This window comes from Actinomadura sediminis (genome assembly GCF_042675525.1).
In the GTDB taxonomy this organism is placed as follows: Bacteria; Actinomycetota; Actinomycetes; order Streptosporangiales; family Streptosporangiaceae; genus Spirillospora; species Spirillospora sediminis.
Map to the genome: position 1 here is coordinate 18740 of NZ_JBHTJA010000085.1, position 12125 is coordinate 30864.

Consider the following 12125-nt stretch of genomic DNA (forward strand, 5'->3'; position numbering starts at 1 on the left):
AGGATGTCGCGCACCCGCGAACTCGACCGCCGGCACGTCTTCCACTCCTGGTCCGCGCAGAACCGGCTCGATCCGATGGTCCTGACCGGGGCCGAAGGGGCGCACGTCTGGGACGAGAACGGCGTCCGCTACCTGGACTTCACCTCCCAGCTCGTCTACACCAACCTCGGGCACGGCCACCCCAAGGTCGTCGCGGCGATCCAGGAACAGGCCGCCCGGCTGTGCACGGTCGCGCCGCAGCACGCCAACGACCGGCGCTCGGAAGCCGCCCGGCTGATCGCCGCACGCGCGCCCGAGGGAATGGACCGCGTGTTCTTCACCAACGGCGGCGCCGACGCCAACGAGCACGCCGTCCGGATGGCGCGGCTGCACACCGGCCGGCCGAAGGTGCTGGCCGCCTACCGGTCGTACCACGGCGGCACCCAGACCGCGATCAACCTGACCGGCGACTGGAGGCGCGTCCCGAACGACACCGCCACCTCCGGAGTCGTCCACTTCTTCGGCCCCTACCTGTACCGCAGCGAGTTCCACGCCTCGACGCCCGAGCAGGAGTCCGAGCGCGCGCTGGCCCACCTGCGCCGGACGGTCGAGGCCGAGGGCCCGGCGACGATCGCGGCGATCGTCCTGGAGACGATCCCCGGCACCGCGGGCGTCCTGATGCCGCCGCCCGGCTACCTCGCGGGCGTCCGTGACCTGTGCGACGAACACGGCATCCTGCTGATCGCCGACGAGGTCATGGCCGGGTTCGGCAGGGCCGGCGCCTGGCTCGCGATCGACCTGTTCGGCCTGAGGCCGGACCTGATCACCTTCGCCAAGGGCGTCAACTCCGGCTACGTCCCGCTCGGCGGCGTGATCCTCTCCGCCGCCGTCGCCGACACGTTCGGGGACCGCCCGTACCCGGGCGGGCTGACCTACTCGGGCCACCCGCTCGCCGCGGCCGCCGCCGTCGCGACCCTCACCGCGATGGAGGACGAGAACGTGGTGGGGCGCGCCGCCGCCCTCGGGGCGGAGGTGATCGCTCCCGGCCTGGCGGACCTGGAGAGCCGCCACGAGGTCATCGGCGAGGTGCGGGGGACGGGCGTGTTCTGGGCCGTCGAGCTGGTCGCCGACCGCGGCACCCGCGCGCCGCTGCCGGACGCCGCGGTCGCCGCGGTGACCGCCGAATGCCGGGAACGGGGGCTGCTGCCGCTGCCCAACGCCAACCGCGTGCACCTCGTGCCGCCCTGCACCATCACCGGCGACCAGGTTCGCGAGGCGCTGGAGATCCTCGACGCGGCGCTCGCGCGGGCCGTCCGGTGAGCGCGTTCAGGACAATGCGCGCCAGGCGCTCGACAGGGCCCGCCGGAACTGCTCCTCCTGCCGCGCGGTCAGCTCGTCGATCATGCGTTCCTCGAGGCGGCGGACCGGCCCGGCGAGGTCGGCCAGCAGTGCGCGCCCGGCATCGGTGAGGTGGATGAGCAGTTCCCGGCGGCTGGCCGGGTTGCGCTCGCGGCGGACGAGGCCGCGCCGCTCCAGGGCGCGCACCATGTCGGCCATGGACTGGGCGGTGACGAAGGAGTCGCGGGCGAGCTGGGCCGCGGACAGGCCGTCGTGCCGTTCCAGCACCGTGAGGGCGGTGTACTGCAGCGCGGTGACGCCCGCCGGGCGGACGATGTCGTCCAGGTTCGACCGGACGGCGAGTTCCAGCCGCTTGACCATGTAGAGCAGCGACGGCGCCGCCCTGCCCCCGGCCGGTCGCCGCCCGCCCGCCGCGCTGTCGCCGCCCTCGTCCCGCGGCCGTGTTCCCGTCACGGATCCAGCCTAGACGATTGACAGGAAACCTGTTCGACGCGGAGACTGCAAACCAGCAGGAAACCTGTCGGTCTTTGGGAGGGTGCGGCATGCGGCTGGACGGCAGACGGGCGATCGTGACCGGGAGCGGGCGCGGCCTGGGCCTCGCCTACGCCGAGGCGCTCGCCGCCGCGGGCGCCGCGGTGGTGGTCAATGACGTCGACCGCGAGGCGGTGGACGTGGCGGTGGGCAAGATCACCGCCGCGGGGGGCCGCGCCATCGGCGTGGCGGCGGCGGTCGGGGACGCCGAGACCGCCGAGACGCTCGTGCACGCGGCCGTCGAGGCGTTCGGCGGCCTGGACGTCCTGGTGACCAACGCCGGCATCCTGCGCGACCGGGTGCTGTGGAAGATGACCGACGACGACTTCGACGCGGTGATCGGCGTGCACCTGCGCGGAACGTTCACCTGCGCGCGGGCGGCCGCGGTGCGGATGCGCGAGCAGGGGACCGGCGGCCGGATCGTGCTGGTCGGGTCGCCGGCGGGGCAGCGCGGCAACTTCGGGCAGAGCAACTACGCGGCGGCCAAGGCCGGGATCGTGGCGATGGCGCGCACCTGGGCGATGGAACTGGCCCGCGCCGAGATCACCGTGAACGCGGTGGTCCCGGTCGCGGCGACCGAGATGACCAAGACGATCCCGGCGTTCGCCCCGGCCATCGCCGAGTCCGAGCGCACCGGCGCCCCGTTCCCCGACCGGCTGCGCAAGGACGAGGGTCTGGGCACCCCTCAGGACGCCACCGGGCTCGTCACGTTCCTGGCCTCGCAGGCGTCCAAGGACGTCACCGGGCAGGCGATCGGGATCGGCGGCGACCGGCTCGCGCTGTGGTCCCACCCGGCGGAGAAGGCCGTCGCGTTCGCCGACGGCGGGTGGAGCGCCGACGCGATCGCCGAGCAGTGGCACACCGGCGTGGGCGCCGAACCGGAGACCTACGGCGTCCCCGCGCCCAAGGCCCCGGGCGCCTGACATGCCCGGCACGCACACGCCCGCGATGAACGTCGCCGAACTCACCGCGATCGACGTCCACACCCACGCCGAGATCTCCAAGACCGGGCACCGCTCGCTCGCCCCCGAACTGTTCGGCGCGTCGGAGGAGCACTTCAAGGCCCACGGCCACCGGCAGCCGTCCATCGGCGAGATGGCCGCCTACTACCGGGAGCGGAAGATGGCGGCGGTGGTGTTCACCGTCGACGCCGAGCACGCCACCGGATGGCCGCGCATCGCCAACGAGGAGGTCGCCGAAGGCTGCGCCGAACACCCCGACGTGCTGATCCCGTTCGCGAGCGTCGACCCGCACAAGGGCAGGGCCGGGGTCCGCGAGGCCCACCGGCTGGTCGCCGAGCACGGCGTGCGCGGGTTCAAGTTCCACCCGAGCATCCAGGCGTTCGCCCCCGACGACCCGATGGCCTACCCGCTCTACGAGGCGATCGAGGAACTCGGCGTCCCGGCCCTGTTCCACACCGGGCAGACCGGCATCGGCGCGGGGGTCCGCGGAGGGGGCGGCATCCGCCTCAAGTACTCCGACCCCATGCTCGTCGACGACGTCGCGGTCGACTTCCCCGACCTGCGCATCATCCTGGCGCACCCGTCGTTCCCCTGGCAGGACGAGGCCCTCGCCGTCGCCGTCCACAAGCCGCACGTGTACATCGACCTGTCGGGCTGGTCGCCCAAGTACTTCCCGCCCCAGCTCGTCCGGTACGCCGACAGCCTGCTCCAGGACAAGGTGCTGTTCGGGTCCGACTTCCCCGTCATCACCCCCGACCGCTGGCTGGCCGACTTCGACAGGCTCCAGCTCAAGCCCGAGGTCCGCCCCAAGATCCTCAAGCACAACGCCGCCCGCCTGCTGAACCTCACCCCCGAGGAGAACCCGTGATCACCGCCACCGGACTCGACGAGATCAAGGCCCTCGCCGGCAAGGACCTCGGCCGCAGCGACTGGCTCGAGATCACCCAGGAACGGGTGGACACCTTCGCCGACGCCACCGACGACCACCAGTGGATCCACGTCGACGCCGCCAGGGCCGCCGGCAGCCCGTTCGGCGGCACCATCGCCCACGGCTACCTCACCCTGTCGCTGGTCATCCCGCTGTTCAACGGCCTGCTGACCGTCCAGGGCACGAAGATGAGCATCAACTACGGCCTGGAGAAGGTCCGCTTCCCCAGCCCCGTCCGCGTCGGCGCCCGCATCCGGCTGGCCGCCACGGTCGCCGAGGTGACCGACGTTCCCGGCAACGGCGTCCAGATGACCTGCGACTTCACCATCGAGATCGAGGGCTCCGACAAACCCGCCTGCGTCGCCCGGCCCGTCTACCGCCACTACGCCTGACGGGCACGGACACGCCCCCTCCGACTCCGAGGAGGAAACCGACGATGACCCAGACCTCCGCACCCTTCAGCCGCCGCCCCCGACCCGATGGCACGGGCCGTGGTGCGCCGCCGACCGCCCGGCTCTCGGCGGAGCCGTTCGGAGACCCCCGGCGTCTACGGTGAGACGGACGAAAATGGAGATCGAGGACCCGCATCGTCGAGGTCGTACGGGGCGAGCCGTTCGACCGGTGCATGCGCGACCACCTGTTCACCCCGCTGGGCATGACTTCGTGGCGATCTTCACCAACGGCGGCGACCGCAAGCCGCTGATGAGGGAGATCCTCGGCAGGGTCGTCGAGTCGCCCGCCGAGCCCGTCCCGGATCACGCGGCGCGCCCGGACGCCGGGCGCGCCGCAAGCGTCTACCTGTCGAGCACGAGCGAGACCACGGTGAGCGGGGACGAACGGGGACGGCTGTGGCTCGAGCAAGTTCCCCTCGGCCTGGCGGTGGACGCGGGCGACGAGCCGTACCGGACGGAGCTGCTCGGCTGGCGGGGGAGCTCCTATCTCCCCGCGGAGCCGGGCCCCGGGCCCGTGGCGTTTCTGGGAGACGACGGCGAGGGCCGTGCTCTTTACCTGCACACGGGCAGGGCGGACGTTCGTGCGGCCGGGCGAATCGCCGAAGCGAGTGCATGACCGGCCCGGCCGTCCTGGGCGCACTCCCGGCGCGCGGTCACCGGCGGATCGAACGTCCCGCGGTCGGACGGCGTCGCGAGCCCTCCGGCGGCGAGCGCTCCGGGCCCGCCGTCCACTAGCTGAGGGACGGGTCCCCGTAGCGGGTGGCGATCGCGGCGGCGCGGTCGCGTATCGCGGCGCGCAACGACGGCGGGCTCAGGGCTTCGGCGTTCGTGCCGAGCTGCCACAACGCCCATTCGGCGTGCCATGAGTCCTGGAAGGTCGCCCGCAGCCGCAGCCAGCCGTCCGCGTCGGGTTCTTCGGCCCGGACGGCCAGCGCGGTGTTCAGCAGCTGCTCCCGCCGCGCCGGATTCACCCGTACCAGCACGGTGATCTGGTCGCTGCCGGACAGGAACCGCTCGCAGCGTTCCCGCCAGAGCCGCTCGAGATCGACCTCGGCCGGTCGCTGCGCCGGTTCGGGCAGTTCCTCGGCGGCCGACACCCGCGACAGCCGGTAGGTGCGGTCCTCGCCGGATCTCGTGGCCAGCAGGTAACCCCGGTCGCGCACGGTGACCAGGCCGATCGGGTCCACCGTCCGCCACTGCGGTGCCCGTCCCGCGGCCGCGTAGCGGATGCGCAGCCTGCGTCCGGACAGCACCGCGCGCCGGACCACGATCATCGTGGTGTCGGGCACCTCTTCGGTGGCCAGCCGGTGCGACAGCAGGTCGGTCTCCGGGTCGACGAGGATCCGCCGGGCCGCGTCGCTCGCGGTGGTCCGATGGTCCTCCGGCAGCGCGTCGAGCACTTTGCGCATCGCCGAAGCGAGCGCCGAGCCGAGGCCGAACACCTGCTCGCCGCGTCCCGATCCGGCGGCCAGCAGGGCGATGGCCTCGTCGTGGTTCAGTCCCGTGAGCTCGGTCCGGAAACCGGGCAGCAGCGCGAACCCTCCGTGCCGGCCGCGTTCGGCGTAGACGGGGACTCCGGCCGCGGACAGCGCCTCGATGTCGCGCAGCACGGTGCGGGTGGACACCTCCAGCTCGCGGGCCAGGGCGGGCGCGGTCATCCGGCCGTGCCGGCGCAGCAGCAGGACCAGCGAGACCAGGCGGTCGGCGCGCATGCGAAGAACCTATCGAAATACACGACGAAAGATGTCGTGTATTTCCGGAAGGCTCAACTGCACGCCGCCGAGCATGGCGGCTGCCGAACCGACGGACGTACGTCCTGACGACGAATCGAACGGAGCCGATATGGCAGTGGAACGAACGGCGGTCAACCCGTGGCCGTGGTCGCTGGAGATGGGATACAACCAGGGCGAGATCGTCTCCGGGCACGCCCGGACGCTGTACTGCTCCGGGCAGACCGCGATGAGCGGCGCGGGCGAGCCGCAGCACGCCGGTGACATGGCGGCGCAGCTGACGCTGAGCCTCGACAACCTGGAGGCCGTCCTCGGCGAGGCCGGCATGTCCCTGGCGGACCTCGTCCGGCTCAACGTCTACACCACCGACGTCGACGCGCTCTTCCAGCACTACGGCATCCTGGCGGGGCGGTTGGGCGCCGCCAAGGCGGCACCGACCACCACGATGCTCGGGGTGACACGGCTGGCGATCCCCGTCCTGATGGTCGAACTCGAAGGGACCGCCGTCGGGTGACGCGCCCGCCCCGCCCTCGACGCAGTCCGCACCGCAGTTCCCGGGGGCGCGGACGCCGGGAGTGATCGTGGCATCGGCGAGCGGGTAGGCGCTGCGCCCCTTCTCGGCCGGCGAACGCGGCCGGGGACGGGCGCGCCCCTCGGCTCTGCTGGTCGTCCGGTGGGTTCCGGCGATGCCACCCGAGCGTCCGGCGTGGCCGCCCGGAGGCGGGGATCGCTCCGCGTTGCGTCCGGGGGCCTCGCCCCCCGGGCGGGACAGGAGCCCATCACCGGGGCCGCGCGCGTCCCGAGGAAGCCTGCGATCACAGAGGGGCGGCGCCCCTGGAGCGGAGGGCTCCAGGGGCGCTCTTCCGTCTCGGGGGATCAGGTTCTTTTCCGGGCGCGATAGGCGCTCTGCCGGCACGCGCGCGAGCAGTACCTGCGGGGACGTCCGGTCGCGGTTTCGGGGACGGCGTCGCCGCACACGGGGCACGCGGCGGCCGGGGCGGCCGGGGCGGCGCCGTCCGTTGTTTCGTCACAGGAGGGCGCCGTGACGAAAGTTTCGTCACGCGGGAGGGGAGGGGCGCCCGGTGACGAAATGGCCGCGGCCACGCAGTCGAGGACGAGCTCCAGTCCGTACCTGAACTGGTCGCCGGCGGCGAGATGCGGCTGGCGCGCCTCCAGCACGATCTTGGTGAACATCGGATACTCGCCGCTCTCCACCAGCCGCTGGACGCGGGGGGAGCTCCGCGCCATCCACTCCGCCGGGGTGAGCCCGCTGCGGCGGACCTCCTCGGCCTGGCTGATCTCCTCGCGGACCGCGCTCTCGACGTACCCGGTCAGGATGGACATGAGGCTGAGGTTCTCGTCGATGGAGACATGCGGGTCGAGGATCCCCGTCACCCGTTCGATCACGCGCAGCTGGTTGGGGCCGAAGCCGGGCAGCGACCGGTGCACCGCGGCGATCCACGGATGCCGCAGCCACATCGCGCGCACCCCGTCGGCGTAACGGGTCAGATCCGCGCGCCAGTCGCCGGACGGCACGCCCTCCAGATCGATCTCGCCCATCAGGCGGTCGGCCATGAGCTCGACGAGGTCGTCGCGGCCGGGGACGTACCGGTAGAGCGACATCGCGCCCGCGCCGATCTCGGCGGCGATCCGCCGCATGGTGGCGGCCTCGATCCCCTCGGCGTCGGCGATGCGGATCGCGGCCTCCGTGATCTGGGCGCGGCTGTAGGCCGGCCGCGGCCCGCGAGCCTGGCGCTCGGGCCGCATCCAGATGTTCACGTACTCGGCGTCGGACACCCCTGCCGCCTCCTCTGTTGCGTACGCAGTACTCAGTGGCTTACGCTCACCGTCATGACCACGTACACGGTACCCAATTGGAGGGATCATGGCTGATCCGATCGTGGTCGCCGAGGGGCTGCACAAATCCTTCGGCGACACACACGCGCTGCGCGGCCTGGACCTGAGCGTCCCGAGAGGGACGGTCTGCGGCGTGCTCGGGCCGAACGGCGCGGGGAAGACGACCGCGGTGCGCATCCTGGCGACGCTGTCCGACCCCGGCGCCGGGCACGCCCGCATCGCCGGGCACGACGTCGTCCGCGAGTCCGACGAGGTACGGGCCAGGATCGGGCTCGCGGGCCAGTACGCCGCCGTCGACGAGAAGCTCACCGGCCGCGGCAACCTGCGCATGTTCGGGCGGCTCTACCACCTGTCCCGGCGCGAGGCGCACCGGCGGGCCGACGAGCTGCTCGAGCGCTTCGGGCTGCTGGACGCCGCCGACCGCCAGGTCGCCGGCTACTCCGGCGGCATGCGGCGCCGCCTCGACCTGGTCGCCAGCCTCATCCTGCGCCCCGAGGTGCTGTTCCTGGACGAGCCGACCACCGGCCTGGACCCGCGCAGCCGCGGCGAGATCTGGGACAGCGTCCGCGAACTGGTGGCGGACGGCACCACGGTGCTGCTCACCACGCAGTACCTGGAGGAGGCCGACCGGCTGGCCGACGACATCGCCGTCATCGACCACGGGCGGGTGATCGCCACGGGAAGCCCCGACGAGCTGAAGGCCACGATCGGGGACCGCCTCGACGTCGTCCTCGACGACCCCGGCGCGCTGCGCCCGGCGGCGGCCGTCCTGAACGCCCTCGCCGGGACCGACCCCGCGATGACCGGCGCCGACCGGCTCAGCGTCGCCCTGCCCGGCGACGGCCACCGGCTCGCCGACATCGTCCGCGAACTCGACCGCGCCGGGGTCGCCGCCGCCGACGTCAGCCTGCGCCGTCCCACCCTCGACGAGGTGTTCCTGCGCCTCACCGACCGTAAGGAGCCCGTCCAGTGACCGCCCTCACCGCGCCGCCCCGCCACCGCCTGCGCTGGACCGTCACCGACGGGCTGACCCTCATCGGCCGCGAGCTCGGACGGGTGCGCCAAGAGCCCGGGGAGATCATCGCCGCGCTGATCTTCCCGGCCGTCATGGTGGTGCTGTTCGGGTACGTGTTCGGCAGCGCGATCCAGGTGCCGGGCGGCGGCGACTACCGCGAGTACCTCATGCCCGGGCTGTTCTCGATGGTGACCTTCTCGGCCGTGATGGGCGTCACGGTGCGGGTGGCCACCGACGCGTCCCGCGGCGTGATGGACCGGTTCCGCTCCATGCCGATGGCGCGGACGGCGGTGCCGTTCGGGCATGCCGGCGCCGACATGCTGACGGGCCTGCTGTCCCTGGGCATCATGGTGGGGGCGGGCCTGCTGGTGGGCTGGCAGCCGCATCGCGGCCTGCTGCCGGCGGCCGAGGCCTTCCTGCTCATCGCGGTGCTGCGGTACGCGCTGGGCTGGGTGGGCGTCTACGTGGGCCTGGTCGTGAAGAACGAGCAGGTCGCCGACCAGATGGTGCCGCTGTTCCTGCCGTTCACGATGCTGTCGAACTCGTTCGTCCCGACCGACGGCATGCCCGCGTGGCTGCGGTTCCTGGCCGACTGGAACCCGGTGAGCGCGCTCACCGCCGCCGCCCGCGAGCTCTTCGGCAATCCGGGCGTCCCGACCGGCGACGTCGCCTGGCCGCTCGCGCATCCCGTGGCCGCCGTCCTGCTCTGGTCGGCCGCGCTGCTGGCGGTGTTCGTCCCCCTGTCCGTCCGCACCTACAAGCGCAGGGGCCGGTGAGGAGCCGCCCGCTGCCGTGACCGGCCGCCGGACGGCCGGTATCCGGCCGGCGGCCACGCCGTCGGCACGACCTCGACGGCGCGGCGCTCGTCCACGGCCGACGGCGCGGTGGACGGGTTCGTCCGGGTGGCCGCCCTCGAGATCGCCCGGTGGCACATCAACCCGGCGGCCGGCTCAACGGTCTCCAGCGCTCAACGGTCTCCAGGGAGCGCCCTCGACCGCTACGGCGACCGCTTCCCCCGCGGCGGTGCCGGCCGAGGGGCGTCCAGACCGGGAAGGTCTGCGCGCCGTGGCTATGGCCCGCCGGTCGAGACGGCTCCAGCGCGACCGGCCGCTCGGCTCACCGGCCTCGTCCGCCGGACGCTCCATCGCCCTGCCATCACTGCTCCGCGTCACGTCGCACCGGTTCGGGCGATGCGGAGCGGTGGCGGGCGAGGATGCGGGTGAGGTCGGTGACGGGCGAGGAGGCGAGCTTGTGGTTGGTGTCGTCGTAGCCGCGCGTGGTGCGGGGGTCGGCGTGCCCGGCCAGATCCTGCACCTTGGCCAGCGGGACGTCGTTGCCGAGCAGGGTGGTGATGACGGTTCGGCGGCCGCTGTGCGGGCTGAGCCGTGACGCGGCCGGCAACCCGGCGAGGCGCGCCTGCCGGCGCAGGATGTTGGTGACGTCGCGCTGGGTGAGTCGCTTGTCGCCGGGCTTGGACCTGTCGAACGGGTGCGGGGTGGTGACCAGCAGCGGTCCGGGCGGGCACGAGCGGCCGGCGTGCCGGGCGGCGCGGACGGAAAGGTACGCGTCCAGAACCCTGCAGAGCTCACCGTCCAGCCGAACGTAGTCCCGGCCGCCTGGTCCCTTTCCCTTGGCGCTGTGCCACAGCACCCGGTAACCGGCCTCTGTGCCGAGATCGGCCAGGTCCGCGCCGGTGAACGCCGACACCCGTAGCGCCGTGTAGAACAGCAGGGCGGTCACGGCCGCGTCCCGCCATGCCGCCTCGGTGCCCAGGTCGACCGCGCGGCTCTCGGCGGTGTCGAGGAGCAGCGCGGTCTCGGTGACGCTGAGGGTCGGGGCCTTGCGCGCGGCCGCGGCGATCTGCGCGCTGGTCGGTCGCTTGGCCAGCAACGTCGGGTTGCGCTCGGTGACGTCGTTGGACTGCAGGTAGGTGTACCAGGACGAGACGGCCGCCAGCCGGCGCGCCCGGGTCGAGGCGCTCGGCGGGCGCGTCCGGCCCCGGACGCTGACGGTCATGGACGCCGACCAGTCGTCGATGTCCGCGCGGCGCGCGGCACGCGGGTCCAGCCCGGTGCGGGCGCAGTAGTCCAGCCATACGGCCAGGTCCCGGTAGTAGGCGCGGCGGGTCGCGTCGCTGCTCTGGCTGCGCAGCCACGCGGCGGTCAGCAAGCGCAGGCCGTAGCGATCGCCCGGTTCGTCGGGCGGCAGCGCAGGCAGTAGCGCGACGGCCTGACCGATCGGTTCTGGCTCCGGCTCGGGCTCGGGCTCCGGAGCCGATGACGCCGTCGCCGCGGGGAGCACAGCAGTCCCTTCCAACGCGTCCTCCGGACCGGTCTCTGCTCCCCCCGCGCCGGGTGGTGCGCCGGGGGTCCCTGCGAGGCCGGTGGCGCTTCGCCCGCCGCTCATGATCATGCACACCAGGATAAGCGTCATTATCCCGGAGCCACAACGGCATCGGCGTTACGCGTTACGCGTGTCGCGTTAGTCATTGAGCGACACGCGAAGCGAAAGTTTCGCTATGGTGGGGCGGGTGAGCGGGGAGAACAGCAGCGACAACAGCGCCGGCGGGTCCGCGACCCCCGAACCGGCGGCATCCGGGACCATCGAGTCGCCCGTGCCAGGGGCGGGCACCGGGGGCGCCGGAGCCGGGCAGCCGGGTCCGGTCGCGGACGGCGGCGGGGTACCCGCCGGGACGGACGGGGCGGCAGAGCCGGCCACCGGGCCCGGCGAGGCACCGGCGGGGGAGTGCGCGCTGGCCGGTTGCACCGAGCCGCTGCCGTCGCATGGCCGGGGACGGCCTCCGAAGTACTGCAGCAAGGCGCATGCCGACCAGGCCAGCCGAGACCGCCGTGCCGCGGACGCCGCCGCGGTCGACGAACCGCTCCGCCAGGCCGAGGCGCTCGCCCAGCAGGTACCGGCGGCCATCGCCGCCCTGCAAGATCAGCTGGGTCGGTTGCAGGAGTTCCTCACCGCAGCCCAGGAAGGGGCCCTGGCCCGGGTCCGGCGGGCGGAGGCGGAGGCCACGGCGGCCCGGCAGGCGGAGGCGGAGGCCGAGGCCCGGGCTCTGTCCGCCGACAAGGCGCGGGAGGAGGCGACCGCCGCGGCCGAGGCCGCCCGCGCCGCGCAGCGAGCCGCCGCGCAGGACGCCGCCCGAGGCCGCGCCGCTCTGGAACGGGTCCGCGTCGACACCGCCGAGGCGATCGCGGCGCATCGGGTGGCGCTCGACGCCGCCCGCGACGCGCTGGCCGCCGCCGCGGCCGCCCGCGACGCCAAGGCCGCCGAAGATCGCGGCGCCCGCGTCGCCCGCGTCCG

At 73.4% G+C, this 12125-nt stretch carries 12 protein-coding genes and 1 pseudogene; 9 read left to right on the forward strand and 4 right to left on the reverse strand.

The window, feature by feature from the left end; genetic code table 11:
• Window positions 1-3: 3 nt before the first annotated feature.
• Window positions 4-1299, forward strand: coding sequence for an aspartate aminotransferase family protein (locus tag ACFQ11_RS28875; RefSeq protein WP_378304282.1), 1296 nt, complete (start codon window positions 4-6; stop codon window positions 1297-1299).
• Between the two features lie 6 nt (window positions 1300-1305).
• Here ACFQ11_RS28875 and ACFQ11_RS28880 read toward each other — a convergent pair whose 3' ends face one another.
• Complete coding sequence (locus tag ACFQ11_RS28880) at window positions 1306-1791, reverse strand: MarR family winged helix-turn-helix transcriptional regulator (RefSeq protein WP_378304284.1); 486 nt, start codon at window positions 1789-1791, stop codon at window positions 1306-1308.
• A gap of 89 nt (window positions 1792-1880) precedes the next feature.
• Between ACFQ11_RS28880 and ACFQ11_RS28885 the strand changes: the two genes are divergently transcribed.
• The 4 genes from ACFQ11_RS28885 to ACFQ11_RS28900 all read left to right on the forward strand — a co-directional run bounded on the left by ACFQ11_RS28885 (window position 1881) and on the right by ACFQ11_RS28900 (window position 4827).
• On the forward strand, window positions 1881-2792 hold the full coding sequence (locus ACFQ11_RS28885; protein WP_378304286.1) for an SDR family oxidoreductase: 912 nt from the start codon (window positions 1881-1883) through the stop codon (window positions 2790-2792).
• A 1-nt stretch (window position 2793) separates the two neighbouring features.
• Window positions 2794-3699 carry an amidohydrolase family protein gene (locus ACFQ11_RS28890; protein ID WP_378304287.1) on the forward strand — a complete coding sequence of 302 codons (906 nt, stop codon included), beginning with the start codon at window positions 2794-2796 and terminating at the stop codon, window positions 3697-3699.
• Window positions 3696-4151, forward strand: coding sequence for a MaoC family dehydratase (locus ACFQ11_RS28895; RefSeq protein ID WP_378304288.1), 456 nt, complete (start codon window positions 3696-3698; stop codon window positions 4149-4151). Before ACFQ11_RS28890 ends, ACFQ11_RS28895 begins: the two co-directional genes overlap by 4 nt.
• A 271-nt stretch (window positions 4152-4422) precedes the next feature.
• Window positions 4423-4827 carry a hypothetical protein gene (locus ACFQ11_RS28900; RefSeq protein ID WP_378304289.1) on the forward strand — a complete coding sequence of 135 codons (405 nt, stop codon included), beginning with the start codon at window positions 4423-4425 and terminating at the stop codon, window positions 4825-4827.
• A 115-nt stretch (window positions 4828-4942) separates the two neighbouring features.
• Here ACFQ11_RS28900 and ACFQ11_RS28905 read toward each other — a convergent pair whose 3' ends face one another.
• Window positions 4943-5923 carry a helix-turn-helix transcriptional regulator gene (locus ACFQ11_RS28905; protein WP_378304290.1) on the reverse strand — a complete coding sequence of 327 codons (981 nt, stop codon included), beginning with the start codon at window positions 5921-5923 and terminating at the stop codon, window positions 4943-4945.
• A 136-nt stretch (window positions 5924-6059) separates the two neighbouring features.
• On the opposite strand from ACFQ11_RS28905, the gene ACFQ11_RS28910 reads away from it, so the two are divergent.
• Window positions 6060-6455: a RidA family protein gene (locus ACFQ11_RS28910; RefSeq protein WP_378304306.1), complete on the forward strand. Its 396-nt coding sequence runs from the start codon at window positions 6060-6062 to the stop codon at window positions 6453-6455.
• 362 nt (window positions 6456-6817) lie between these two features.
• On the opposite strand, the gene ACFQ11_RS28915 is transcribed toward ACFQ11_RS28910, so the two are convergent.
• On the reverse strand, window positions 6818-7738 hold the full coding sequence (locus ACFQ11_RS28915; protein WP_378304291.1) for a TetR/AcrR family transcriptional regulator: 921 nt from the start codon (window positions 7736-7738) through the stop codon (window positions 6818-6820).
• 88 nt (window positions 7739-7826) lie between these two features.
• Here ACFQ11_RS28915 and ACFQ11_RS28920 point away from each other — a divergent pair, with 88 nt between their 5' ends.
• Together ACFQ11_RS28920 and ACFQ11_RS28925 are read left to right on the forward strand one after the other, a co-directional pair.
• Window positions 7827-8771 carry an ATP-binding cassette domain-containing protein gene (locus ACFQ11_RS28920; protein WP_378304293.1) on the forward strand — a complete coding sequence of 315 codons (945 nt, stop codon included), beginning with the start codon at window positions 7827-7829 and terminating at the stop codon, window positions 8769-8771.
• On the forward strand, window positions 8768-9589 hold the full coding sequence (locus ACFQ11_RS28925; protein ID WP_378304295.1) for an ABC transporter permease: 822 nt from the start codon (window positions 8768-8770) through the stop codon (window positions 9587-9589). The genes ACFQ11_RS28920 and ACFQ11_RS28925 overlap by 4 nt, the downstream gene beginning before the upstream one ends.
• A 379-nt stretch (window positions 9590-9968) precedes the next feature.
• On the opposite strand, the gene ACFQ11_RS28930 is transcribed toward ACFQ11_RS28925, so the two are convergent.
• The gene (locus tag ACFQ11_RS28930; RefSeq protein ID WP_378304298.1) at window positions 9969-10982 is read right to left on the reverse strand and encodes a tyrosine-type recombinase/integrase; all 1014 of its coding nucleotides are present in this window, start codon (window positions 10980-10982) and stop codon (window positions 9969-9971) included.
• Window positions 10983-11343: 361 nt separating this feature from the next.
• On the opposite strand from ACFQ11_RS28930, the pseudogene ACFQ11_RS28935 reads away from it, so the two are divergent.
• A pseudogene (locus ACFQ11_RS28935) lies at window positions 11344-12125 on the forward strand (hypothetical protein); the annotation flags it as partial.

Coding starts and splice junctions, on each gene's coding strand:
- ACFQ11_RS28875 (WP_378304282.1), top strand. CDS start 4: ATGTCGCGCACCCGCGAACTCGACCGCCGGCACGTCTTCCACTCCTGG.
- ACFQ11_RS28885 (WP_378304286.1), top strand. CDS start 1,881: ATGCGGCTGGACGGCAGACGGGCGATCGTGACCGGGAGCGGGCGCGGC.
- ACFQ11_RS28890 (WP_378304287.1), top strand. CDS start 2,794: ATGCCCGGCACGCACACGCCCGCGATGAACGTCGCCGAACTCACCGCG.
- ACFQ11_RS28905 (WP_378304290.1), bottom strand. CDS start 5,923: ATGCGCGCCGACCGCCTGGTCTCGCTGGTCCTGCTGCTGCGCCGGCAC.
- ACFQ11_RS28920 (WP_378304293.1), top strand. CDS start 7,827: ATGGCTGATCCGATCGTGGTCGCCGAGGGGCTGCACAAATCCTTCGGC.